The sequence below is a fragment of the Pseudomonas svalbardensis genome (assembly GCF_030053115.1).
Lineage (GTDB): Bacteria > Pseudomonadota > Gammaproteobacteria > Pseudomonadales > Pseudomonadaceae > Aquipseudomonas > Aquipseudomonas svalbardensis.
In genome coordinates this window covers 479512-504395 of the sequence record NZ_CP125619.1, presented here as the reverse complement: position 1 = coordinate 504395, position 24884 = coordinate 479512, and the positions used below count along the sequence as shown (strand labels likewise).

Below are 24884 nucleotides of genomic sequence, written 5' to 3'. Positions count from 1 at the left end.
AGGGGACGGACATGAATGGCACTTACTTAACATGTTTTGCGTGCCCATTTTTCCTGACATCTGCCCTTGCTGACCGACGCGGTTTGGTCAGTAAGGGGTAGGCTTGAGGTCTTCGTTTTATGGCTCGCGGCTCGATACGACCAGGCCGATTCCCGACGCGCCTCTGAGCAATCAACATCAATAAATTCGACAGGCCATCCTCGTCTTCGGGGCTGCCATATTGTCGCAAAGCCAGCCATAGCTGAAGGCTGTGTTTGAAGCTCAGTTCGCGAGGCAAGCAATCCGCTAACAGAGCCGATTGCGCCATGAGCATTCGGATCAGATTGTGTGCCAACAGATAGACCCATAACTCCTTGACTGCCATGCCTGGGGTTTTGCAGCTTAACTTTCCAAGTCCTAGCGTAGCTTTGAGATTGCGCAGATCCAACTCGACATGCCATCGACCCTTGTACAGCGATTTGAGAGCTGTTTTGGGTGTCTGCTTCGGGCAATGCAACGTGGTGACCAAAGTCTTTCCACCCGCCTTCAGCTCTCGCACTGTCAGTCTTTCAGGCGCCTGTTCGTAATGCGTTTGACTCATCCACGGCGGTCTTCTTGCAGGCTTTTTCAATTCGATCAGGTGATCTTCCGAACCCAGACTTTGCCCTAGGCGAAAGTCCGTGCTGCGCCGTCGAGCACCGTATTGTTCGAACACGCCATCGACACCTCTTCGTTGCAACTCACACAGCAAGAAGTAGGTAGCGTAGTAAGCGTCGCCCAATAAAATGTCGCCTGTTTTCAGCGTGTCGAGCATTGATCTGAGCAGCGTTTGCTCATCGCCGCCTTTGCCTCGGAAGCGCCCAAGGGCGGCATCCAAGACGGCGCCGCTGGAAAGGCAAACGATGCCAACCACGCGACACAGGGGAAAACCAAGACCGACTTTCTGGCCGCGTGACTGCGGATAGGCACCCTGATTGGCCGCAGTGTCGGGCATGCTGACCGTCGTGCCGTCCACCAACCGTACAGGCCGTCCCATCCAGCGCCACGACGAGGGTGCGTTATCACTTATCGAAGCACCGGTGTGCCTGACCAGCGTAGAAACCATTTCCACAGGTAGGCGTTTTCTGGCTTTGCAGTAGGCGCCCGTGCGAGTGCTACTGGGCTTCATGCCGCCACATGACCGTTTAATCGACAAGTCGTTGACGGCGTTCTGGCAGGAACGGTCGGCACTCATTGCTTGAGCCAGAAACATGGACAGCGTTTCAGTCGGCGGAAACAGACGCTCCCGATATTCCGGCAGTGCAGACTCGACGCGCTGTAAGAGCTCGGGAGACGTGAGGAGATTGAAAAACGCATAGGCATCACAGTCCGAAGCGTGTCGATGAAAACGTTGCTGTTGATGCTGGAGAATTTCACGTCTACGATTCATTTGGGGCTGTGTCCTTGGTTCGTCGGGGTGTGTTCGCAACTATCACCGTAGACCAAGACCAGCCCTTCTTCATTTTTTGCTTTCAGCTCAAGTGGTTAGCAGCTAAGTAAGTGCCATTCGGGACGGACATATTTACCCTTTACACCAGCTCATACATACCGCTACGAGTTAAAGGAAACTTCCGATGAGCCTGCCCGGAAATTTCGCTTCCGCACTGAGACGTCCTCTACCAAGTGGATTGATCCTCAAGACTGGCTTTTTGAAGGTCTTCTTTCCACTCGATAGTTGCCAATCGATAAATATCTTCAAAAAAAACTCTTGTATTTTCCATTTCATCCCACCCACAGGGGAATGAGGAATATGCCTCTGGGTCATACTTAAAAAGCGACTGAAAATCGTAACTTTTGTCCTGAAGCGCCATTTCCAAACACTTATAACGCAAAAAGCGATGTCGATAGGTACTTTTTCTAACCAGACAATACTTGAGTATTAATTCCTCCCTATCCGACGGATCATTCGGATTAAACTTCTCCAATTCCTCTCCAAGTGTTTCTTCACGATCATAAATATCGAAACACCCCAAAAAATATGAAGGCGTCGGTATATATGGCTGCCCAGTACCAAAATCAATAAGCATAACTCCTCACTTAACCGGATACAACGTAAACGAAATATCTTTACCACCAAACTTGAAAAAAAACGGGACGGATTTTATTTATTTTAGAACCGCATAGTTTTTATTTCATTTCAGCCTGATATCGCAACAGGCATTCCAGAAGGACCTGCATAAATTTCCGTTGATCTTCAACCTCGTCATCAAAATAGGTTGTCAATTTATCAAAAACAGAATTAAAGTCCTCCTCCAAACCCAAATAATAAATCAATGTATCGATATACCACTCGCGATCACTGTCACTATAGGCAGTGAATTCTGGCCTCATTAGCATATCGAACAACTCAGCGAGCTCCGCCTCATCATTAACGTTTTTAGAAACTATTATCTCTTCTCTTTCAACGTCATCAACATTATCAATGTCGAATAGAAAAAGCAGACCGCGCAAGATAGAAAGCTTAGGTTGGCGTTTCATATTCAAAAATCCGCATAAGTTGTTATAGGAGCACCGGTTCTATCTAGTATGGCGACTGCGTTTGTTTGTTTGCCATAGACCAAACCACCTCGTTTGTACCCCTCGCCTATTTGCTTACCCATATTCATTGGCTCTTTAGATGCAGCATGACCATTACGCCTGAATATTAGCTGAGCACGGTGAATAGCGTTCAACTGATCTCTATAACTAATAAAACGTGTCGCAGCACTAGGAATTTTTGGCTGACCAGCCTTTCTCCCGCTTGTGTATCTTTCAATAACTCCCGTTGTAGGGTTTCGTCCGGTCATTGCTCGCTCACGTTGCGACGCCAAACTAGTTTGCTTGCCATGTTTTTCTAGAAAATGAGCACCTGGAGTGGCCCTTTCCATCTCATCTAAACGTCGATATGCATTCGCTTCCGCCAGCTCATCGATACGCGCTCTTCGCTGATCCCCCGTCAGCTTCGGCAGCGCGGGCTCACCCTCATCAACCTTAGCGCCAGTCGTATCATCCGGCGCCCCACACCGAGGTTTATTCGGCGGCGGGCAATTCCCGCTCAACCCCAACGGATCAACCCACCCCGTCGGATTCGGCGTGTACTGGTACTGGTTCAGCCCACCCGCCAACTTGATCGGGTCGGGCGTCAGGTACCGACCAGCCTCCGGATCATAGTACCGATGCCGGTTGTAATGCAGACCACTCTCAGCGTCGAAGTACTGCCCCTGAAACCGCAACGGTTGCTCGAGCTGCTCTCCCCCGCCAAACGCCAGGCGAGTGACTTTTCCATAGGCGCTGTACTTCGCCGACCAAACAATCTCGCCACCAAAATCAGTCAGTTCCTGCGGCGTACCCAGGTGATCGAGCTGGTAGTAGAACGGGCATGCCTTGCGCAGGCCTTTACCGTCGAGCATGGCCAGTGGGCGGAAGCTGCCAGGTTCGTAGACGTAGCTGCGGTAATGTTCGCGGCTGCTTTCGGCGACGAGGTTGTCGCCCTACCAGAAGAACTCGGTGGTGTGGCCGTCGACAGTTTTGGCGATGCGGCGGCCGAAGGCGTCGTAGCGATAACTTGAGCAACGACCGTCCGGGGTGGTGACGCCGACCAAGCGGTGTTGGCAGTCGTAGCGGTATTCGGTGACGAGTTTTTGCGCGGTGCCGCGGCGTTCGCGGATGAGGTTGCCGAAGGCGTCGTAGTCGTAATGGCGGTCGCCTTGCAGGAGCAGGCGGTTACCTTTGACGGTCGCGGCGCCGGGGCGGTCCTGCATCAGCAGGTTGCCGGCGGGGTCGTGGGCGAAGCTTTCTGGTGGGTCATCGCGGGTGTGGCGGACGCGGGTCAGGCGGTTGAGCGAGTCGTATTGGTAATTGCGTTGGCCGTGACGGGTGTCGGCGATGCTGTCGAGATTGCCGTTGGCGCTGTAGGCATAGTCGCGGCGATACAGCGTTTGGTGCTGTTGACTGACAGCGTGGGCCTTCAATCGGCCCTGATCGTCGTAGGCATATTCGCTGAGCAGCTGCCCTTGCTGGCGTTGCTGTTCGCGGCCGACGGCGAATTGATGGGTCGTGAGTCGTGCGCCGTTGAGGTCGATGGCCGTCAGCGCGCCGCCCTTGGCGTGGTGGTAGTCGAGTTTGCTGCCGTCCGGCAGACGCAGGCGATTGAGCTGGCCGCAGGCGTCGTAGCCATAACGTAGCGTGCCCCAGCCCTGATGTTCGGTGATCAGGCGGTCCTGTTGGTCGTATTCGAACTCCAGCGGATGGTCGTGGCCGTCATCGACGCTGACCAACCGGCCGAGGCTGTCGTAGCGGTATTCAACCTTGATGCCGTCGGGCAGGGTTTTGACCAGCAACCGTCCGGCCGAATCCCGCTGATAAGCCGTCACCAGCTGCGAACCGCCCTCGCCGAACTCGGTTTTCTCCAGCAGCTGGCCGTTGAGGTCGTAGGCGTATGCCGTGCGTTGGCCGTCGAATCCGGTCTCCTGTCGGATCAAGCCGTTCGGCGTGTAGTCCAGCTGATATTTTTCGCCGGATTCGTTTTCGATTTCCGTGAGTAACAGCTGGGCGTTGTCGTAGTGGTACTTCAGCTGGGTACCGTCGGGATTGATCCGGCGGCTGACCAGGTGCAGGTCGTCGACGTATTCGTAACGCGTGAAACGCCCCAGTTCGTCGCGCTCGGCGGTGATCTTGCCGTAGGCGTTGTAGCTGAAGGCGCGGCTGGCGCCTGTGGGCAGCGTCGTCTGGATCAGTCGGCCGACGGCATCCCATTGGTATTGAGTGACGGCGCCGTGTTCGTCCTGACGGGTAATTTGCCGCCCCATCGCATCGTAGGAAAACCGCCGCTGGCTACCGTCCGGCAAGGTCTCTTCGAGCAGTTGCCCTAAGGCGCTCCAGACGAAGACATGCCGGCTGTTGTCCGGGTAACGGATCGACAGCAGCTGGCCTTTTTTGTCGTAGTGGTAGTGGCTGACATGCCCGGCGGGATCGGTGGCCTCGGTCACGTCCCCCTGAGCATTGCGCTGAGAAGTCCAGACCGCTTTGCCGCGGTAGCGCGCGTGCAGGAAACCGTTGCGATACTCGTAGGCCGTCGGTTCGTCTTCCGGCGGAATCAGCGCGATAAGCCGTCCGACCTCGTCGTAACGGTATTCGGTGACGGCGCCGAGCGGATCCTGCTCGGCAATCAGCCGCCCGTTGTCGTCGTAAGCCTTGAGGTGCTCGCCACCGTCCAGCTCGACCTTGCGCACCAGTCGCGCCCGATCGTCGTGGACGTAAACCTCTTCACTGCCGTCGATGTTCTGGACGGTGACACTGCCCTCGTCATCCCAGACGTAACGCGCGTCCATCTGTGAAAACGACGCCCAATGGCGGACACATCGTGCGGCCTTGCCGGACCTTTCCCACTCCCAGAAGAAACTCGCCCCACCGGTCAGTTGCCGCTGCAAGATGACGTGCTGATCGTCGTAGTCGTAGCGTTCGCTTTCGCCGGCGGCGTTGGTGGCTTCGATCAGTTGATCGCGTTCGTCGTAGTGATACGTGACCAGCGTCTGTTCGGTGTGCCAGGCCTCGTCGAGGGTGTCGGCCGGATGAAAGCGCTGATACTCGACGGCGACCAAATGGCTGCGGTCATAGCGCAGCAACAATGCGCGACCGGCACCGTTGTCGAGGCGTTTGATGCGGTCTTGTCGATCGCGGGTGATGCGCAGACGGTTGTCGTAAGCGTCGCTGATCGCCGTCAACCGACCGTTATGAAAGTGATAGAACCGTGCGTCGTCACCCGCCTGGGCGAGGATCAGTTCTTCGGGTTGATCGCCGAGATAAATCGCCGCACGCGACAGGCTGTTGTGGATCGCCGGACGTTCGTGGTTCGGCAGCGGGAAGGAGGTGCGGCGGTTTTCGTGGTCGATCCAGATGACGGTGTCGCCGTCGATTTCCAGTCGATGGGCGAGGCTGTGACTCCAGCCGAAACCGAGGCCGCAATCGATCTCGGCGGCGCTGGTGCGATAGAGCCGGGTGAAGTCGAACGGCAGGATGCCGTCCAGCGAGCCGTCGGTGAGGGTCAGCAGTTCTTCGCCGGTGACCATCGACACCGGGCATTTGTTGGTGGCGGTTTTATCAACGGAATCGGCGCTGTCGCCATTGGGGTTTTTAGCCTGATCCGGGACGTTGTCGTGGTGTTCGTTTTGCTTGAGCGTGGTATTGCGCTTGGCATCCCAACGCAGCTGCATGCGCCCTTTTTTCAGACCCACAGCAACACCGCGTGCGGCGACCGATTTGTATTGGTCGATGTACTTCATGAAGGTGTTGAGAATATTGAAAACAGCCTCGACGAAGCGCGTAGCCAGACCGGCGAGCACCTTTCCGTACTTGATTCCACGAAGCTTCAAATAGGCTACGGCGGCGGGCATGCCGACACCCGTGAGAGCCAGCGCTGAAGCAATCAGAATGTCGATTAGTACCGAGACAATGGCATGGCTGGCCGCCTCTGCTGTGGTACCCGCAATTTCGCTAGACGGTAACGCCGAAAACCAAAGAGTCGCGGCACGAAACAGCAGGCAAAGCGCTGCTTCATCGCTGGCCAGCAACATGGCTTTTTCCATCGCGGCGGGTGATTGCTCCGCCAGATCGATAAGTTGCTGCGCACTGCTGCCGAGCCGTTCAAGGTGGGCGCCAGGATTTTTAAGGATTTCAAAGACGAGGTTCAGGCCATCCCAAACACCCATGACTGCTGCCCAACTTCCCGCCAGCATTCCGTTGCCAGCGGCCGCAAAAGTCGACTGTGACCATTGCGGTTTAAAGCCTTCCCATTCTTTGCGCAGCCACCCTTCCAACTCTTGGGTCAGGCCATCGTAGGAAGAGAAAAGATCATCAACTTGCTGCTGTGTGACTTCGCTGTGGACGTGAATGCGGTAGAACTTGCCCTCGCCCCCCTTGAACGTCCCTTTGCCATTTTCATCAAGCGTGACAGACGTTGTTTTACCACCGTCGATAGCAATCACATCAACCTGGATATTCCCAACGGGAACGTCATAAACCGATTCGAACTTGCTCTCGATCTCTAACTCTCCACCCTTCGGGCACTGCACGACGGTGGAGAAAAATTCGTTGTCGCTACTGCTCACCGCAGTGCTGGCATTGCCGAACTTGATGATCCGCTCCATGCCCATCAGCGAAGGCAAATCAGCGGCGCGGCTGGCCGTGTCCGCCGCTTGGCTGAGCCAGTGCTTGAGCTGTTCCCGGTAGAGGGAGAGGGTGTCTTTAAAGCCGTCGAGCTCCTGCTCAATACGTACGATCTGATCCATCAGTTCAGCTCCGCCATCAGGTATTCCACCAAGGCTGTTTTGGGTGCTTGCGGCAGGTCGGGCGTCTCAAGAAAGATCGCAACCTTGTGGCGCAAAACGCTTTCGGAAAACGCCTCGTAAAGATCAGGGCGTTCTTCGCTCAGCCACTTGAGCAGGTTGCTGATTCGGGTTGTTGCGAACTCGGTACCGAGGTGTTTGAGCAGTGGTTCGGAAATTTCCCACCACGGAAAAACCTTGGAGGTTTTCAGCGCATTGCCGCCGATTTCGAGCGATTGACCATTGATCAAACAGCGCCCGATCACCGGCATCAGCTGCGTAGCGTCGACCTCGGCCGAGCGAAGAATCGGCAGCAAATAACGCCCATCCCAAAAGCGGAAAAACACCAAGTTGCCGTTGGGCAAAAGGACTTGGGTGAGGCTGCGCAAATGCTCGACCAGCACTTCTTGAGAGGCAGAAGAAACCGCCAGCCAACCCCAGTCGCGAGACTCGGTTGTGGCGACCCACTGCAAAAACTCACTGTCAGCAGCGACGATTCCGACATAGGGCATCACCGGTTCCCACTCGGCGTAAGCGGTGCCGGACCAGATCGGACTGGGTGCTTGAGCGGAGATCGAACGCTGCCAGGCTTTAAACGGTTCAGCGGCACTCGCGTTGCTGAAAACCGCGAACAACTGCTCGGAAGGTTTGAGCGGTTGGCGATCCAACCAGGCGTGGGGTGACAAGGCATCAGGCTGCACAGACACCCTCCTTGCAACGCTCACATTCCTCACAGAACGGCGCGTCGCTTTTCAGGCTCAGAATCTGTGCAGCACTCAGCAGCGCTGCCGGAGCGGCGACGAGATTCAACGGCGTATCCGGCGAGGCCGGCGTAGCTGCCATCGCCGGCATCAACGCACCACCGACCTGAATCGGCACGCTGCTGAAGATCCCGCCCGGCCCAATGTTGATCCACTGCCCGCCCGCCTGAATCGTCGCGCTGGCCCCACCGTCGATCACCACTTGCTGACCGGCACTGACATGGAATTGCTGACTGGCGTTGAGCGCCTGACTGGTCACGCGAATGTGTCGGTCACCGACCACCACCAGGTGATCATCCAGCTTCACTTCGGTCTGGCGCTGGCCATGGGTGATGCGTTGCTCGTCAGCCTTCAACTCATGCCGAGCGGTGCCGGTGACGACGATGCTGCGGGCGTTATCGACCTGCACCTGTTGATCATTCAGTACGTGCTGGGTCCAGTTTCGCTGGGCGCGCAGGTAGATTTCCTCGGCGCCTTTGCGATCCTCGATGCGCAATTCGTTGTATCCGCCGCCACCGGGACTGCTCTGGCTGCGGAAGATGCTGCGGGTTTTGTCGGCGGGTAGATCGAGCGGCACCGGGGTTGCGGCGTTTGGCAGGCAGCCCATCACCAGCGGTTTGTCGGCATCGGCGTCGACGAATCCCACCAGCACTTCCATGCCGACTCGCGGGATCATCACGCTGCCATAACGGTCGTGCGCCCAGCCGGTGGCGACGCGTAACCAGCAACTAGAGTGTTCGTCGAGCTGACCGTCACGGTCCCAGGCGAGCTGAACCTTGACCCGACCGAACTCGTCGCAATGGATTTCGCTGTCGGTCGGGCCGGTGACCACGGCAGGTTGATAGCCGAGCATGCGCGGTTTTTCCGACCCGAGTGGAGGGCGAAACGAAACGTCCCACGGTGTTGCCAGAAAGGTATTGCGATAGCCCTGGAAATCATCCGGGCCGTCGCTGGTAACCGACTCTTCCAGCACTTGCGGCTGGCGGCCACGGTGTTCGATTTCGGTGATCAACCACAGGTCATTCCATGCCTGACGCGGGTGTTCGGCCAGGTGTAGGAAGTGCCCGCTGACCAACGCCGATTCGTCGCCACGACCTTCGGCCTGACGGAAGTCGGCGTTGTGGCGTTCGAGTGCTCGTTGGGCCAGATGCTTGCCGTGTTCGCGGTCGGTGAATTGGCCGGGGAAGTGGTAATCCTCGAGCACCGGTCGCAGCTCACTGTCGAGGCGGCTTTCAAGTTGCAGGCGAGGTTTTTTGAAGTCGTAGTCGCGACGGGTTACGGCTGTCGTCCGGGTTTCCAGTCGCACGTTGAAACGCTTGATGGCCGGTGCATCCGCCGCCATTCCGCTGCCTGGCAGGTACAGCGTCGGCTCGGGCAGACGAGGGAAAACCGTCTGGTCATCACCAAACACCAACAGGTGCCCGTCGAGGCTGTGCTGAAAGTGGTAGTGAATGCCGATCTCGGCACACAGCCGCTGGATGAACGCCAGATCGCTTTCGGCGTATTGCACGCAGTACTCACGAGGGGAGTAGTCGCTGCCGAGCCGAAACTCGAAAGCATCGCGCTGGATGCCGTGGTCCTTGAGAATTTTCGCGACGATCGCCGGCACGCTTTTGTGCTGGAAGATCCGCTGATTGATGCGCTGACCGAGGTAGGCCAGACGCGGCACGAGGCTGATTTGGTAGCCCGTCAGGCGTTGTCCGGAATCGCTTTGGCCGACGCGAAATATCTGGCCATGAATGCCGGAACCCTGCGCATCAAAACTCAGAAACGCCTGACGATGCAGGAGGCTTTCAAGCTCTATGTCGGGCCGTTCGCTGACCAGTTCCAGGTCAAAACGGTAGGGCTGGCTGATGACTTCCTTGCCCGTGAACTCAAGTACCTTGAGCTCATTCTGGACGCCTTCGATCGTCAACGTGAAACGCGGTTGATTGGCAGGAGCGAACATCCGATGTGTCTCTGCAGAATGAAGGCGGGCGATTCTGCATGAGCGACAAGGGGCATTGATGGACGGACAGGGAAATCAGATTTGTCCTACTTTCTCAGGAGATTCCCCCTTCAGAAAACAGTTGTTTTGGCTACAGACATTCCCTTCAAGACCACCACCCTCCCCTGTAGGAGTGAGCCTGCTCGCGATAGCGGTTAATCATTCAACATTAATGTCGACTGACCCGACGCTATCGCGAGCAGGCTCACTCCCACAGGGGTATGCACAGGGATTCGAGATTTGCGCAGGCAAAAAAAACGGCCCGCCTCCAAAAGGAAGCGGGCCGTTTTCATGTTCGGCGAAAGGTCAGAGCATCAGCTCATCCCCATCACTTGTTCAGGCGGAAATCTGCCTCGGCAGCGGCGAAGCGCTGAAGCATGCCTTTAGTAGGCTCGCCCAGTTTGCTGACGATGTAGATGGCCAGGCTGGCGAAGATGAAACCAGGGATGATTTCGTACAGGCCCAGCAGTTCGAAGTGTTTCCAGACGATCACGGTGATCGCGCCGACCAGGATGCCGGCCAGTGCGCCGTCACGGGTCATGTCTTTCCAGATCACGGAGATCAGGACGACTGGACCAAACGCAGCACCGAATCCAGCCCAGGCGTAGCTGACCAGACCCAGTACACGGTTTTCCGGGTTAGCGGCCAGCGCGATAGCAATCAGGGCAACCAGCAAAACCATGGCACGACCGACCCAGACCAGTTCCATCTGGGAAGCGGTTTTACGCAGGAAGGTTTTGTAGAAGTCTTCGGTCAGGGCGCTCGAGCACACCAACAGTTGGCAGCTCAGCGTGCTCATCACAGCAGCCAGAATGGCCGACAGCAAGATACCGGCGATCCATGGGTTGAACAGGATTTTGGCCAGTTCGATGAACACGCGTTCGTGGTTTTCGGTCACAGGACCGGCCACTTCAGGGTGCGCCGAGAAGTAAGCGATACCGAAGAAACCTACCGCGACGGTGCCGCCCAGGCACAGGATCATCCAGGTCATGGAGATACGGCGAGCGTTGGCGATCGACTTGACCGAATCCGCCGCCATGAAACGCGCGAGGATGTGCGGCTGGCCGAAGTAGCCCAGGCCCCAGCCCATCAGCGAGATGATGCCGATGAAGGTGGTGTTTTTCAGCATGTCGAAGTTGCTGGCGTCTTGCGCTTCGATGGCCAGGAACGTGGTGTCGACGCCGCCGGTAGCCAGCAGCACGATGATCGGCGTCAGCAGCAGGGCGAAGATCATCAGCGTGGCTTGTACGGTGTCTGTCCAGCTCACTGCCAGGAAACCACCGACGAAGGTGTAGGCAATCGTCGCCGCAGCACCGGCCCACAGCGCCGTCTCGTAGGACATGCCGAAGGTGCTTTCAAACAGACGGGCGCCGGCCACGATGCCGGATGCGCAGTAGATGGTGAAGAACACCAGGATCACGACCGCGGAGATGATCCGCAGCAGGCCGCTTTTGTCTTCGAAACGGCTGGAGAAGTAATCCGGCAGGGTCAGCGCATCGCCGTTGTGCTCGGTCTGCACGCGCAGACGGCCGGCAACGAACAACCAGTTCAGGTAAGCACCGACGATCAGGCCGATGGCGATCCAGCTTTCGGACAGACCGGACATGTAGATAGCGCCCGGCAGGCCCATCAACAACCAGCCGCTCATGTCGGAGGCGCCGGCGGACAATGCAGTCACGACGCTGCCCAGGCTGCGACCGCCCAGAATGTAGTCAGAAAGGTTGTTGGTGGAGCGATAGGCCATGAAGCCGATCAGCACCATTGCTGCGATGTAGATCACGAACGTGATCAGTGTTGGATTGCTTACGCTCATTGAGTGATGCCCTGGCTTTGTTTTTATGTAGCGGCAGAGTGTGAAACCGCCGACAAACGACAACGTTTGTTCAGACGATTTCGGGGCCCGCGCATTTATGACTGATGTTTCCCCAGGAAAGCCATCAGCCGGTGCACCTGTCTTTTTGACCGGTTGCACCTTGGGCGCGAATGCTATTCAACAAAGCAAATAAGGTGCAACCAGTTTCTGGAGAATAAGTTGCACCTAGTCGGATTTACTTGAAAAAGCCCTGTTTTTGCTCCCTTTTGTGGCAGTCCTGGCTATTTACTAGAAGCAAAAGCACCAAGTAGGTGCGGTACGTTCGTACCGGAATTTATTTCCTGACAAGCTGCTTATTATTCCGACAAAAAAAGGGTTGCACCCGGTTGCACCTCGGCGGTTGCACGGCTAATCTTGCCGCCAGCTGATGCCACGCGGTCGTGGCAAACATGAGGATAAAAATATGGCTACCACCACCCTTGGGGTCAAACTTGACGACCCGACCCGCGAGCGCCTCAAGGCTGCCGCGACCTCGATTGATCGCACGCCGCACTGGCTGATCAAGCAGGCAATTTTCAATTACCTGGAAAAACTCGAGGGTGGTGCAACCCTGACCGAGCTGAGCGGTTTGATCAGCAAAGACGCTGACGACGCCGGCGAGTTCCACGCTGACCACGCGCACCAGTGCTTCCTGGAATTCGCTGAAAGCATCCTGCCGCAATCGGTGCTGCGCGCTTCGATCACCGCCGCCTACCGTCGCCCTGAGCCGGAAGTAGTGCCGATGCTGATCGAGCAGGCTCGCCTGCCGGTCGCCATGGCCCAAGCCACCAACAAACTCGCCGCCTCGATTGCCGAAAAACTGCGCAATCAGAAGAGCGCCGGCGGCCGTGCCGGAATTGTACAGGGCCTGTTGCAGGAATTTTCCCTGTCGTCCCAGGAAGGCGTGGCGCTGATGTGCCTGGCCGAAGCGCTGCTGCGCATCCCGGACAAAGGCACACGTGACGCACTGATCCGCGACAAGATCAGCACCGGCAACTGGCACCCGCACTTGGGCAACAGCCCGTCGTTGTTCGTCAACGCCGCCACTTGGGGTTTGTTGCTGACCGGAAAACTGGTCGCCACCCACAACGAAGCCGGCCTGACTTCGTCCTTGAGCCGCATCATCGGCAAGAGCGGCGAGCCGATGATCCGCAAGGGCGTCGACATGGCGATGCGCCTGATGGGCGAGCAGTTCGTGACCGGCGAAACCATCGCCGAAGCCCTGGCCAACGCCAGCAAGTTCGAAGCTAAAGGCTTCCGCTATTCCTACGACATGCTGGGTGAAGCCGCACTCACCGAGCACGACGCCCAGAAGTACCTGGCTTCGTACGAACAAGCCATTCACTCGATCGGCAAAGCGTCCCACGGTCGTGGGATTTATGAAGGCCCGGGCATCTCCATCAAGCTGTCGGCCCTGCACCCGCGTTACAGCCGCGCCCAGTACGAGCGCGTGATGGACGAGTTGTACCCGCGCCTGCTATCGCTGACCCTGCTGGCCAAGCAATACGACATCGGCCTGAACATTGACGCCGAAGAAGCCGACCGCCTCGAGCTGTCGCTGGATCTGCTGGAGCGCTTGTGCTTCGAGCCGCAACTGACCGGCTGGAACGGCATCGGCTTCGTGATCCAGGCTTATCAAAAGCGTTGCCCGTATGTAATCGACTACGTGATTGACCTGGCTCGCCGCAGCCGTCATCGCCTGATGATCCGTCTGGTAAAAGGCGCGTACTGGGACAGCGAAATCAAGCGCGCCCAGGTCGAAGGCCTGGAAGGCTATCCGGTCTACACCCGCAAGGTGTACACCGACGTTTCCTACATCGCCTGCGCCCGCAAACTGCTGTCGGTGCCGGAAGTCATCTACCCGCAGTTCGCCACGCACAACGCCCACACGCTGTCGGCCATTTACCACATCGCCGGTCAGAACTATTACCCCGGCCAGTACGAGTTCCAGTGCCTGCACGGCATGGGCGAACCGCTGTACGAACAGGTTGTAGGCAAAGTTTCCGAAGGCAAGTTGAACCGTCCGTGCCGCGTGTACGCACCGGTAGGTACTCACGAAACGCTGCTGGCGTATCTGGTCCGTCGTCTGCTGGAAAACGGCGCGAACACCTCGTTCGTCAATCAGATCGCCGATCAGTCCATCTCGATTCAGGCGCTGGTGGCCGATCCAGTGGCCAGCATCGAGCAGATGGCGACGCTGGAAGGCGGCTTCGGCCTGCCGCACCCGCGTATCCCGCTGCCGCGTGATCTTTATGGTGCCGAGCGCGCCAACTCCAGCGGCATCGACATGGCCAACGAACATCGTTTGGCTTCGCTGTCCTGTGCTTTGCTGGCAACCGCTCATAACCACTGGAAAGCTGCGCCGATGCTCGGTTGCGCGTCCAGCACTGAAACCCCTGCGCCAGTCCTGAACCCGTCCGATCTGCGTGACGTGGTTGGCCATGTGCAGGAAGCCACCGTCGAAGACGTCGACAACGCAATCCAGTGCGCCCTGAACGCTGCGCCGATCTGGCAGGCCACGCCGCCCGCCGAACGCGCCGCGATTCTGGAACGTGCCGCCGATTTGATGGAAGGCGAGATTCAACCGCTGATGGGCCTGCTGGCTCGCGAAGCCGGCAAGACCTTCGCCAACGCCATCGCCGAAGTGCGGGAGGCCGTGGATTTCCTGCGTTATTACGCGGTGCAGGCGCGCAACGATTTCACCAACGACGCCCACCGCCCATTGGGCCCGGTGGTGTGCATCAGCCCGTGGAACTTCCCGCTGGCAATTTTCAGTGGTCAAGTCGCTGCGGCACTGGCTGCCGGCAACCCGGTACTGGCCAAGCCTGCGGAACAAACCCCGTTGGTCGCTGCTCAAGCCGTGCGCTTGCTGCTCGAAGCCGGGATTCCGGAAGGCGTGCTGCAATTGCTGCCGGGCCGTGGTGAAACCGTTGGCGCGCGTCTGGTCGGTGACGATCGGGTCAAAGGCGTGATGTTCACCGGCTCCACCGAAGTCGCTCGTTTGCTGCAACGCAACGTCGCGGGTCGTCTGGATGCTCAAGGTCGCCCGATTCCGCTGATCGCCGAAACCGGTGGCCAGAACGCGATGATCGTCGACTCTTCGGCACTGACCGAACAAGTTGTGATCGACGTGGTGTCGTCGGCTTTCGACAGCGCCGGTCAACGTTGCTCGGCACTGCGAGTGCTGTGCCTGCAGGAAGATTCCGCTGACCGTGTCATCGAAATGCTCAAGGGCGCCATGGCTGAATGCCGTCTCGGCAACCCTGAGCGTCTGTCCGTGGACATCGGCCCGGTGATCGACGCCGAAGCCAAGGCAGGCATCGAGAAACACATCCAGGCCATGCGCGACAAAGGTCGCAACGTGTATCAGGTGGCTATCGCCAATAGCGAAGAAGTCAAACGCGGCACCTTCGTGATGCCGACCCTGATTGAACTGGAAAGCTTCGACGAGCTGCAGCGGGAGATCTTCGGTCCGGTGCTGCACGTGGTTCGCTACAAGCGCAAAGACATCGACCAGTTGATCAGTCAGATCAACGCTTCCGGCTACGGCCTGACCTTGGGCGTGCACACCCGCATCGACGAGACCATCGCCAAGGTGATCGACAACGTCAACGCCGGCAACGTCTACGTGAACCGCAACATTGTCGGTGCTGTGGTCGGCGTGCAGCCGTTCGGTGGCGAAGGTCTGTCGGGCACTGGTCCGAAGGCGGGTGGTCCGCTGTACCTGTACCGTCTGCTGTCGACGCGTCCTACCGATGCGATCGAACAATCCTTCGCTCGCGGCGACGCCATCGTGGCACCGGATGTCCGTTTGCGTGATGCCATGAGTAAACCGCTGACCGCCTTGAAGGCTTGGGCCGACAGCAACAAGTTCGCTGACTTGAGCACCCTGTGCGTGCAATTCGCGGCGCAATCGCAAAGCGGGATCACCCGTGTTCTCGCTGGCCCGACCGGAGAGCGCAACAGCTACGCCATCCTGCCGCGCGAACACGTGCTGTGCCTGGCGGAAGTCGAAGGCGATCTGCTGACCCAACTGGCCGCGGTATTGGCGGTGGGCGGTTCGGCCGTATGGCCGGAAGCGGAATTGACCAAGGCCTTGTTCGCACGTTTGCCGAAGGATATTCAGGCGAAGATCAAACTGGTTTCCGACTGGAACAAGGACGAAGTGGTGATTGATGCGGTTCTGCATCATGGCCATTCCGATCAGCTGCGTGCGGTCTGTCAGCAAGTCGCCAAGCGTGCTGGCGCGATTGTTGGGGTTCATGGCTTGTCGCAAGGCGAAACCAACATTGCGCTGGAACGTCTGGTGATTGAGCGGGCGTTGAGCGTCAACACTGCTGCTGCGGGTGGTAATGCGAGCCTGATGACCATCGGTTAAACCGTAATACCACCGGGCGCCCGCAATGGACGCCCGGTATGCAATATCCCCTGTGGGAGCGAGCCTGCTCGCGATAGCGGCATGTCATCCGACACCTGTATTGGATGACACACCGCTATCGCGAGCAGGCTCGCTCCCACAATTGTTTTGGGGTGTCTGGTAAGTCGCTGCTCTGATCTACCATCACGCTCATCAATCATCCTGTTCACCCCGCCCTTCCCACGCCTAGACTCGGTCCATTCCAAAAAAAGGTAGGCCGCCATGTCCGAGACGTTGCTCAGTTCCCGCAATCTGGCTTTCGAGCTGTATGAAGTCCTCGATGCCGAAGGCCTGACCCAGCGTGAGCGTTTCGCCGAGCACAACCGCGAGACCTTCGACGCGGCCATCGGCACCGCCCGCACCATCGCCGAGAAGTTCTTCGCCCCACACAATCGCAAGGGCGACGAGAACGAACCGCGCTATGAGGACGGTCAGGCGATTCTGATTCCGGAGGTGAAACCGGCGGTGGACGCCTTCCTCGAAGCCGGTTTCCTCAACGCCGCACGCAGTTTCGACGCGGGCGGGATGCAACTTCCTACGCTGTTGTCCCAGGCCTGCTTCGCGCACTTTCAATCAGCCAACGCGGCGTCGACCTCTTATCCGTTCCTGACCATGGGCGCGGCGAACCTGATCGAAAGCTTCGGCACCGAGGAGCAGAAACAACGCTTCCTGCAACCGATGATCGACGGACGCTTCTTCGGCACCATGGCGCTGACCGAACCGCATGCTGGCTCGTCGCTATCGGATATTCGTACCCGCGCAGAGCCTGCGTCTGACGGCACCTATCGCCTAAAGGGCAATAAGATTTTCATCTCCGGCGGCGATCACCCGTTGTCGGAAAACATCGTGCACATGGTGCTGGCGAAATTGCCGGACGCACCGGCCGGGGTGAAGGGTATTTCGCTGTTTATCGTGCCCAAGTTCCTGGTCAACGAAGACGGCAGCCTCGGCAAACGTAACGACGTGCTGCTGGCCGGCTTGTTCCACAAGATGGGCTGGCGTGGCACCACCTCCACCGCGCTGAACTTCGGCGACAACGGCGAGTGTGTCGGCTACCTCGTGGGCAAGCCTCATCACGGCTTGAGCTACATGTTCCAGATGATGAACGAGGCGCGGATCGGCGTCGGCATGGGCGCGGTGATGCTCGGTTACGCCGGGTATTTGTACTCCCTGGAGTACGCCCGCGAGCGTCCGCAAGGTCGCGTGCCGGACAGCAAGGACCCGAATACCGCGCCAGTGGCGATCATTCAGCACGCCGACGTCAAACGCATGTTGCTGACCCAAAAAGCCTACGTCGAAGGCTCGTTCGACCTCGGGCTGTACGCGGCGCGGCTGTTTGACGACACCACGACCCTTGAGACTGAAGTCGAGCGCAAACAGGCCCATGAACTGCTGGATTTGCTCACGCCGATCGTCAAATCCTGGCCGTCGGAGTTTTGCCTGAAGGCCAACGAACTGGCGATCCAGATTCTCGGCGGCCACGGTTACACCCGCGAATATCCGGTTGAGCAGTACTACCGCGACAACCGTTTGAACCCGATTCATGAAGGCACGCACGGTATTCAGTCGCTGGACCTGTTGGGCCGCAAACTGGCGCAGAACGGTGGCGCGGGGCTCAAGCAACTGATTCGACTGATCGCCCACACTGCTGAGCGAGCGCAGGCGCATGAGTCGTTGACCGCGCTGCGTGAACCGCTGGAGAAACTGGTGGCACGCCTGCAAACGGTGACCATTGGCCTGCTGACGGATCTGGGGCAAGGCAAGGTTAATAGCAGCCTGGCGAACTCGGCACTGTACCTGAAAGTGTTCGGGCACACGGTGATTGGCTGGCGCTGGTTGGAGCAGGCGATTCGCGCTGAAGAAGGGCTGGCCAAAGGGAATGCGGCGGATGTGAGCTTCTATAAAGGCAAGCTGCAGGCGGCGCGGTATTTTCTGACGTGGGAAGTGCCGGGTTGTCATCACGAGCTGGCGATTCTTGAGGCTCGGGATGATGTTTGTCTGACAATGCAGGATGAGTGGTTCTAATCCGAACACTTTGGCGCGGCTGAAAACATTCGCGAGCAGGCTCGCTCCCACAGTGGTCCGCGTTTAACCAGACAACGCGTTCAAATAATGTGGAAGCGAGCCTGCTCGCGAAGGCGTCAGTGCAGGCGATACATTTATCAGCCCAGCTTGAAGCTACCCATCTGCCGCGCCAAATCATCGGCCAACCGCTGCAACGTCTGACAATCCTCACGGCAAGCTCTGACTTCCCCCGCCGTCGCCCGGGCCAAATCGGAAATCCCCTGCACGTTCCGGTTAATCTCTTCCGTCACCGCCGACTGTTCTTCCGTCGCCGCCGCCACCTGATGGTTCATGTCGCTGATGCGCTCCACCTGCCCGGTAATCGCCGTCAACGACTCCCCGGTCCGCTGGCTCGATTCGACGCCTGTGCCGGTCGCCGCTTGTCCGGAATGCATCGACGACACCGCGTTCTCCGCGCCTTGCTTGAGGCTGCCAATCATCTGCTGAATCTCATCAGTCGACGACTGCGTCCGCCGCGCCAAGGTCCGCACTTCATCCGCGACGACCGCAAACCCACGCCCCATGTCCCCGGCCCGCGCCGCTTCGATGGCCGCGTTGAGCGCCAGCAAATTGGTCTGCTCGGAAATCCCCCGAATTACTGCCAGCACCTGATCGATGGATGCCACCTGATGGGCCAACTCGCCCACCGCACTGGCAGCGAGGCCAATCTCATCGGACATGCTTTCAATATGCCGGATCGACCCGCCCACCACTTCCCGCGCCTGCATCGCCTCATCCCGGGCAGTTTGCGAAGCCACCGCAGCGTTGCCGGCATTCTGGGCGATTTCCTGCACGGTCAGGCCCATTTCGTGGACGGCGGTGGCGACCATGTCGGTCATTTCTTGCTGGCGGCCGGAGCGTTCGGCCGTGTTGTCCACCACCCGCGCCACCTGGCCGACTGCCGTGCGTAAACGCTCGCTGGTGGTCAGCACTTCGCCAATCATGTCGCGCTGACTTTCCAGGAATCGATTGAAGCCGCGAGCCAGGTCACCCAGTTCATCGGCACGACTGGAATCTAACCTGTGGGTCAAATCTCCACCACCGCTACCGATGGCTACCAGTGCTGCTGTTACCTGACGGATCGGCCGCACCAATCCACGGGCCAACCACACCACCAGCATCAGGCAAACCAGCGCTACCGCCAGGCCGATGCCGCTGCTCATCCACATGGCGCGGCGGGCTTCGGCGTAGATCTGCGACTGTGGCACTTCGGCCACCAAGGTCCAGCCCAGATCCCGCAACGGCAGGCTCAATGCCAGGAAATCTTCGCCATCGCGATCGAAGCTGCTGTGGGTGGCGGCTTTTTGAGCCATGACCGCTTGCGCCGCCGAGGCACCAATCTGTTCAACGAGTGTGCGCTTGCCGCTGAACTGCGCTTCGGGGTGAACCTGGATCAAACCGTCGGAACGCACGAGATAGACCTTGCCGCGCTCACCGAAGTTGAAGTTGTGAATCAGCTCCGACAACTCTTTCATGCTCAGGCCGAGCCCGGCAACGCCCACAACTTTACCGGCCTGCTCGACCTTGAAGTCAATGAACAGTGCCAATTCGCCGGTGGCGGTGTCATTGTCGATATTGAGGGTGCGCGGCTGGCTGCTGTCGAGGAAAGCATAGAACCAGGCGTCCTTTGGATTGGAGCGACTGAGGGTCCGGTCCAGGCCTTTTTCAGTGAAGTAATGGTTGGACGCGGTGCCGACAATAATCGCGGTAAAGGCTTTGTGCTCGGCGCGAATGCCTTCCAGATACTTCACGAACGTGGCGGTCTGAGCACTGTTTTCACCCCCGGCCAACCAGTCGCGCACCATGCTATTGCTGGCGATGTCCTTCGCGGCGGTGAGGGGTTGAACGAGGATTCGCTCGATGTCGTTGCGCATCGCTTCGATGCTCGACGGTAGCGCTTGTTCGACCAGATAGCGCTCGGCGAGACGGTTGACCACGAGGGTATAAATGCCAACCACGATCAGAATACTGACCAGCAGGGCGGTGCCCATGCTCAGGATCAACTGCCATTGAATACTGCGTCGCCAGAACTGCATGGAGCACCCCCAAAGAATAAGAGGCTGAAACACTGCAACAGCCGTGCCGATTGTATACAACGCAAACGACAATTTATTCTTTGGTTGTGCGCAAAGCCGATCAGGCCTGACTGATCGTCTTGGCGATCACTTCAACCGTGGCGCTGACTTGCTCTTGGTAACGGTCGAGTTCCTGCTTGTGCTGTTTCTGCATTTCGATCTGCTGGGAGCACAGATTCATCGCGGCCAGCACCAGCAAGCGGTCACCGATCAGTGTCGGGTACTTCTTTTTGGTGTCAGCCAGGGCAGCCTTCAGCATTAACGCGGCGTCCAGCAGGGTTTGCTCTTCCCCGGCCGGCGCCTTGATCGAATAGTCCTCCCCCAGGATCGAGACGACTTTTACCCCTGCGGCGCCGTGATTCATGCGCTGACTGGGCCGGCGCTGACGCGCTCAACCAGGGCCTGAATGCGTGCAGCGGTGGCACCTTGTTTCTCTTCCTGTTCCATCAGGCTCAGTTGCAGGCTTTCGTTTTCATCCTTGGCCTGGGCCAGTTCTGCGCTCAGGGTTTGGTTGGTGCCGAGCAGGGTCTGGTTCTGTTGCACCAGGTCGCTGACCAGCTGTTCCAATTGGCTTAGGGATGCTTCCAACATTATGATTTTCCAAGCATTTTCAAAGGGCGCGTACGATAAAGAAAAGTCACCACCGATGCCAGGGTTATTGGGGCGCAAGGCCTTGATTTTCCTGGCGGGCGACCTTCCTCGCGGACTTTAAAGACTGTGATTGGCGGATCTGGTTCCTGCACTTCGTCGCCGGAGCCTTTGTGCGACAAAAACGCGCAGGGCCTCAAGACTTTAGTCGTATGACCGATAAGTCATGCATACAGCAGTCTCAGCCCCGCACGGATGCGCTTTTTTCGGTGAACACCATGTCCTTACGAAATATGAATATCGCACCGCGGGCGTTCCTCGGCTTCACCCTGATTGGCGCCATGCTGCTAATCCTGGGTGTGTTCGCCTTGAACCAGATGAGCAAGATTCGCGGCGCCGCCGAGGAGATCACCTCGAACAGCGTACCGAGCATCAAAAGCCTCGACGAGTTCACTCAACTGACCCTGCGCCTGCGCGTCCTGTCCTATCGCCTGCTGGTGAACCGCGAGCCGGACGTCCAGCAGAAAACCCTGGACCTGCTGGAAACCCGTAATCAGCAGATCCGAGTGGCTCAGACGGTCTACGAAAAACTGATCGCCAGCCCGCAGGAACGTGCAGCCTATGATCAGTATGTACAGTTGCTGGGTCAGTACCGCCAGATCGAAGACCGCATGAAGAGCCTGTCGCGCAACAATCAGGTCGAGGAGCTGCGCACGCTGCTCAATACCGATTTGCTGACTAACTCTGAAGCCGTCAACTCCGTGCTCAACCGTTTGCTGGAAATCAACACCCAGCAGACCGTTGACACCAACCAGCAAGCCGCCGACCAGTACTCGTCAGCCTTCAACCTGGTGGTGACCCTACTGGTCATCGCCACTGGTCTGACCCTGCTGTTTGCCTGGCTGCTGACCAATAGCATCACCAAACCGATCGCCAACGCCCTGAGCGCCGCCGAAGAAATCGCCGAAGGCAACCTGACGCGCCCGATCACGGTCGATGGCGAAGATGAAGCCGGTCGCCTGCTCGCCGCCATGTCGAAGATGCAGGACAAGCTGCGCGACACCCTGCAACGGATTTCCGGTTCCGCCACGCAACTGGCGTCCGCCGCTGAAGAGCTCAACAGCGTCACCGACGAAAGCGCCCGTGGCCTGACCCAGCAAAACAACGAAATCGAACAGGCCGCCACCGCCGTCAACGAAATGACCAGCGCCGTGGAAGAAGTCGCGCGCAATGCCGTCAGCACGTCCGAAGCCTCGAAAAATGCCACCACCTCCGCCGGTGATGGCCGTGACCTGGTGCAGGAAACCGTCAGCGCCATCGAACGCATGAGCGCCGATGTGCAGAGCACCGCGACCCTGATCGGCGACCTGGCTAATGAGTCCCGTGACATCGGCAAAGTGCTGGACGTGATTCGCGGTCTGGCTGACCAGACCAACCTGCTGGCATTGAACGCGGCGATCGAAGCCGCCCGTGCCGGTGAGGCCGGTCGTGGTTTTGCCGTAGTAGCGGATGAGGTGCGCGCCCTCGCGCATCGCACCCAGCAATCGACCAGCGAAATCGAACGCATGATCGGCAGCATCCAGAGCGGTACCGAACACGCGGTGGATTCGATGCGCAACAGCACCGAGCGTGCTGAATCGACCTTGAACATCGCCCGTGGTGCAGGCATGTCGCTCGACACTATTAACAGTGCCATCGTCGAAATCAATGAACGCAACCTGGTGATCGCCAGCGCTGCCGAAGAGCAGGCGCAGGTGGCCCGCGAAGTGGACCGCAATCTGGTGAATATCCGTGATCTGTCGGTGCAATCGGCGACCGGGGCGAATCAGACGAGTGCTGCCAGCAATGAGTTGTCGCGGTTGGCGCTGGACCTGAACAATATGGTTGGGCGGTTTAGCCTCTAACCCGTAACTGATCGTTCCCACGCTCCCGCGTGGGAATGATCACCCTCCCTGTGCCTACCGCTGCTGCAAACCTTTTTGACAGCATCACATTTCAACAGGTTAGAATCGCTGGCACGCAGACTGCATGGTCAGTTTGTGCCCGCCTTTCAGCTTTCTGGAGTACTGCCTTTGAATGCGACGACCATCAACAGCCTGTTCTTGATCGGCGCGTTGCTGGTAGGTGCGAGCATTCTGGTGAGCTCACTTTCATCGCGCCTCGGTATCCCGATTCTGGTGATCATCCTCGCGGTGGGCATGTCGGCCGGCGTCGACGGTGCCGGCATTGTTTTTGATAACTACCCAACGGCTTATCTGGTCGGCAACCTCGCCCTGGCAGTCATCCTGCTCGACGGCGGCTTGCGCACCCGGGTTTCCAGCTTCCGCGTGGCGTTATGGCCGGCGCTGTCGCTAGCGACGGTCGGGGTGTTGATTACCACCGGGCTGACCGGCATGGCAGCCGCGTGGCTGTTCAACCTCAACCTGATCCAGGGCCTGCTGATCGGCGCTATCGTCGGATCGACGGACGCCGCGGCAGTGTTCTCGCTGCTCGGCGGCAAAGGCCTGAACGAACGGGTCACCGCCAGCCTCGAGATCGAGTCCGGCAGCAACGACCCGATGGCAGTGTTCCTCACCGTGACCCTGATCGACATGCTCGCCAGCGGCCAGACCGGTCTGCACTGGAGCCTGCTCGGGCACTTTATGCGTGAGTTCGGTATCGGTGCCGTCATCGGCCTGGGCGGTGGCTGGGTCATGCTGCAGCTGGTCAACCGCATCCACTTGGCCACCGGCCTGTATCCGATCCTGGTCATTGCTGGCGGACTGGTCGTGTTTGCCCTGACCAACGCCTTGCATGGCAGCGGCTTTTTGGCGGTGTACCTGTGCGGCCTGGTCATCGGCAACCGCCCGGTGCGCAGCCGCCACGGCATTTTACACATGCTCGACGGCATGGCCTGGCTGGCGCAAATCGGCATGTTCCTGGTACTGGGGCTGCTGGTGACACCTCACGACTTGTTGCCGATTGCCTTGCCCGCTCTGGGTCTGGCGCTGTGGATGATTCTGTTTGCCCGGCCGTTGTCGGTGATGGTCGGTCTGCTGCCGTTCAAGGCGTTCCATGGGCGCGAGAAGGCGTTCATTTCATGGGTTGGGTTACGCGGCGCGGTCCCGATCATTCTCGCGGTGTTCCCGCTGATGGCCGGCCTGCCCAACGCCCAGCTGTATTTCAACCTCGCCTTCTTTATCGTGTTGGTGTCGCTGCTGGTTCAGGGCACGAGCCTGCCGTGGGTGGCGAAGCTTTTGAAAGTGACCGTTCCGCCGGAGCCGGCGCCAATCTCCCGCTCAGCCCTGGAAGTCCACGTCACCAGTGAGTGGGAGCTGTTCGTTTATCGCCTCGGTGCCGAGAAATGGTGCATCGGCTCACCCCTTCGCGAGCTGAAAATGCCCGAAGGCACCCGGATTGCAGCACTGTTTCGTGGCCAGCAACTGCTCCATCCGTCGGGTAGTACGGTGCTCGAAGTCGGCGATTTGCTGTGCGTAATCGGCCATGAACACAACCTTCCGGCCCTCGGAAAACTCTTCAGTCAGGCACCGCAACGGGGCCTCGATTTGCGCTTCTTCGGCGACTTCGTACTCGAAGGAGACGCCCAGCTGGCCGCGGTTGCGGCGCTTTACGGGTTGAAAGTGGAAGGCATCGATCCGGACATGTCGCTCGGCCATTTCATTGCCCAGAAAGTGGGCGGTGCACCCGTAGTTGGTGACCAGGTGGAGTGGAACAACACCATTTGGACCGTCGCGGTCATGGAAGGGAACAAGATCGGTAAAGTGGGCGTCAGATTCCCCGAAGGAAGTCGCCCCGGTCCGGGCTTGTTCCTCTAAACTCCA

At 58.5% G+C, this 24884-nt stretch carries 13 protein-coding genes and 2 pseudogenes; 5 read left to right on the top strand and 10 right to left on the bottom strand.

Annotated features, from left to right (window positions below; genetic code table 11):
• Positions 1-22: 22 nt before the first annotated feature.
• The 7 genes and pseudogenes from QFX16_RS02265 to putP form a co-directional block, all read right to left on the bottom strand.
• On the bottom strand, positions 23-1408 hold the full coding sequence (locus tag QFX16_RS02265; protein WP_283181230.1) for an IS4 family transposase: 1386 nt from the start codon (positions 1406-1408) through the stop codon (positions 23-25).
• 226 nt (positions 1409-1634) lie between these two features.
• Positions 1635-2045 (bottom strand): hypothetical protein, encoded by a 411-nt coding sequence (locus tag QFX16_RS02260; RefSeq protein ID WP_283182666.1) that lies wholly within the window; start codon positions 2043-2045, stop codon positions 1635-1637.
• A gap of 100 nt (positions 2046-2145) precedes the next feature.
• Positions 2146-2496, bottom strand: a complete 351-nt coding sequence (locus QFX16_RS02255; RefSeq protein WP_283182665.1) for a hypothetical protein — start codon at positions 2494-2496, stop codon at positions 2146-2148.
• 2 nt (positions 2497-2498) lie between these two features.
• A pseudogene (locus QFX16_RS02250) lies at positions 2499-7283 on the bottom strand (RHS repeat-associated core domain-containing protein).
• On the bottom strand, positions 7283-8020 hold the full coding sequence (locus QFX16_RS02245) for a DUF4123 domain-containing protein (RefSeq protein ID WP_283182664.1): 738 nt from the start codon (positions 8018-8020) through the stop codon (positions 7283-7285). The pseudogene QFX16_RS02250 and the gene QFX16_RS02245 overlap by 1 nt, the downstream one beginning before the upstream one ends.
• The gene (locus tag QFX16_RS02240; protein WP_283182663.1) at positions 8010-10028 is read right to left on the bottom strand and encodes a type VI secretion system Vgr family protein; all 2019 of its coding nucleotides are present in this window, start codon (positions 10026-10028) and stop codon (positions 8010-8012) included. Before QFX16_RS02240 ends, QFX16_RS02245 begins: the two co-directional genes overlap by 11 nt.
• 367 nt (positions 10029-10395) lie before the next feature.
• The gene (gene putP / locus QFX16_RS02235; RefSeq protein WP_283182662.1) at positions 10396-11880 is read right to left on the bottom strand and encodes a sodium/proline symporter PutP; all 1485 of its coding nucleotides are present in this window, start codon (positions 11878-11880) and stop codon (positions 10396-10398) included.
• A 463-nt stretch (positions 11881-12343) separates the two neighbouring features.
• Between putP and putA the strand changes: the two genes are divergently transcribed.
• Positions 12344-16297: a trifunctional transcriptional regulator/proline dehydrogenase/L-glutamate gamma-semialdehyde dehydrogenase gene (gene putA, locus QFX16_RS02230; RefSeq protein WP_283182661.1), complete on the top strand. Its 3954-nt coding sequence runs from the start codon at positions 12344-12346 to the stop codon at positions 16295-16297.
• A 261-nt stretch (positions 16298-16558) separates the two neighbouring features.
• Entirely contained in the window at positions 16559-18361 is a 1803-nt protein-coding gene (locus QFX16_RS02225) for an acyl-CoA dehydrogenase (RefSeq protein ID WP_283182660.1), read from the top strand.
• 137 nt (positions 18362-18498) lie between these two features.
• Here the strand turns inward: QFX16_RS02225 and QFX16_RS02220 are convergent, their stop codons facing one another.
• The 3 genes from QFX16_RS02220 to QFX16_RS02210 form a co-directional block, all read right to left on the bottom strand.
• The gene (locus QFX16_RS02220) at positions 18499-20436 is read right to left on the bottom strand and encodes a methyl-accepting chemotaxis protein (RefSeq protein ID WP_283182659.1); all 1938 of its coding nucleotides are present in this window, start codon (positions 20434-20436) and stop codon (positions 18499-18501) included.
• Positions 20437-20536: 100 nt separating this feature from the next.
• On the bottom strand, positions 20537-20839 hold the full coding sequence (locus QFX16_RS02215; RefSeq protein WP_283182658.1) for a cell division protein ZapA: 303 nt from the start codon (positions 20837-20839) through the stop codon (positions 20537-20539).
• A complete protein-coding gene (locus tag QFX16_RS02210; RefSeq protein WP_008149645.1) occupies positions 20836-21066 on the bottom strand; it encodes a hypothetical protein in 231 nt (76 codons plus the stop codon). The genes QFX16_RS02215 and QFX16_RS02210 overlap by 4 nt, the downstream gene beginning before the upstream one ends.
• 209 nt (positions 21067-21275) lie before the next feature.
• Here QFX16_RS02210 and QFX16_RS29640 point away from each other — a divergent pair.
• From QFX16_RS29640 to QFX16_RS02200, 3 genes and pseudogenes are all read left to right on the top strand, one after another.
• Positions 21276-22112: pseudogene (locus QFX16_RS29640) on the top strand (MCP four helix bundle domain-containing protein); the annotation flags it as partial.
• Positions 22095-22967, top strand: a complete 873-nt coding sequence (locus QFX16_RS29635) for a methyl-accepting chemotaxis protein (protein WP_371925560.1) — start codon at positions 22095-22097, stop codon at positions 22965-22967. The pseudogene QFX16_RS29640 and the gene QFX16_RS29635, both read left to right, overlap by 18 nt.
• Before the next feature lie 168 nt (positions 22968-23135).
• A complete protein-coding gene (locus QFX16_RS02200) occupies positions 23136-24878 on the top strand; it encodes a potassium/proton antiporter (protein WP_283182656.1) in 1743 nt (580 codons plus the stop codon).
• The last annotated feature ends 6 nt before the right edge of the window (positions 24879-24884 follow it).

What these genes read in the sequence shown, in the direction of transcription:
- QFX16_RS02265 (WP_283181230.1), bottom strand. Translation starts at nt 1,408, where the DNA reads ATGAATCGTAGACGTGAAATTCTCCAGCATCAACAGCAACGTTTTCAT.
- QFX16_RS02260 (WP_283182666.1), bottom strand. Translation starts at nt 2,045, where the DNA reads ATGCTTATTGATTTTGGTACTGGGCAGCCATATATACCGACGCCTTCA.
- QFX16_RS02255 (WP_283182665.1), bottom strand. Translation starts at nt 2,496, where the DNA reads ATGAAACGCCAACCTAAGCTTTCTATCTTGCGCGGTCTGCTTTTTCTA.
- QFX16_RS02240 (WP_283182663.1), bottom strand. Translation starts at nt 10,028, where the DNA reads ATGTTCGCTCCTGCCAATCAACCGCGTTTCACGTTGACGATCGAAGGC.
- putP (WP_283182662.1), bottom strand. Translation starts at nt 11,880, where the DNA reads ATGAGCGTAAGCAATCCAACACTGATCACGTTCGTGATCTACATCGCA.
- putA (WP_283182661.1), top strand. Translation starts at nt 12,344, where the DNA reads ATGGCTACCACCACCCTTGGGGTCAAACTTGACGACCCGACCCGCGAG.
- QFX16_RS02225 (WP_283182660.1), top strand. Translation starts at nt 16,559, where the DNA reads ATGTCCGAGACGTTGCTCAGTTCCCGCAATCTGGCTTTCGAGCTGTAT.
- QFX16_RS02220 (WP_283182659.1), bottom strand. Translation starts at nt 20,436, where the DNA reads ATGCAGTTCTGGCGACGCAGTATTCAATGGCAGTTGATCCTGAGCATG.
- QFX16_RS02215 (WP_283182658.1), bottom strand. Translation starts at nt 20,839, where the DNA reads ATGAATCACGGCGCCGCAGGGGTAAAAGTCGTCTCGATCCTGGGGGAG.
- QFX16_RS02210 (WP_008149645.1), bottom strand. Translation starts at nt 21,066, where the DNA reads ATGTTGGAAGCATCCCTAAGCCAATTGGAACAGCTGGTCAGCGACCTG.
- QFX16_RS29635 (WP_371925560.1), top strand. Translation starts at nt 22,095, where the DNA reads ATGTCGAAGATGCAGGACAAGCTGCGCGACACCCTGCAACGGATTTCC.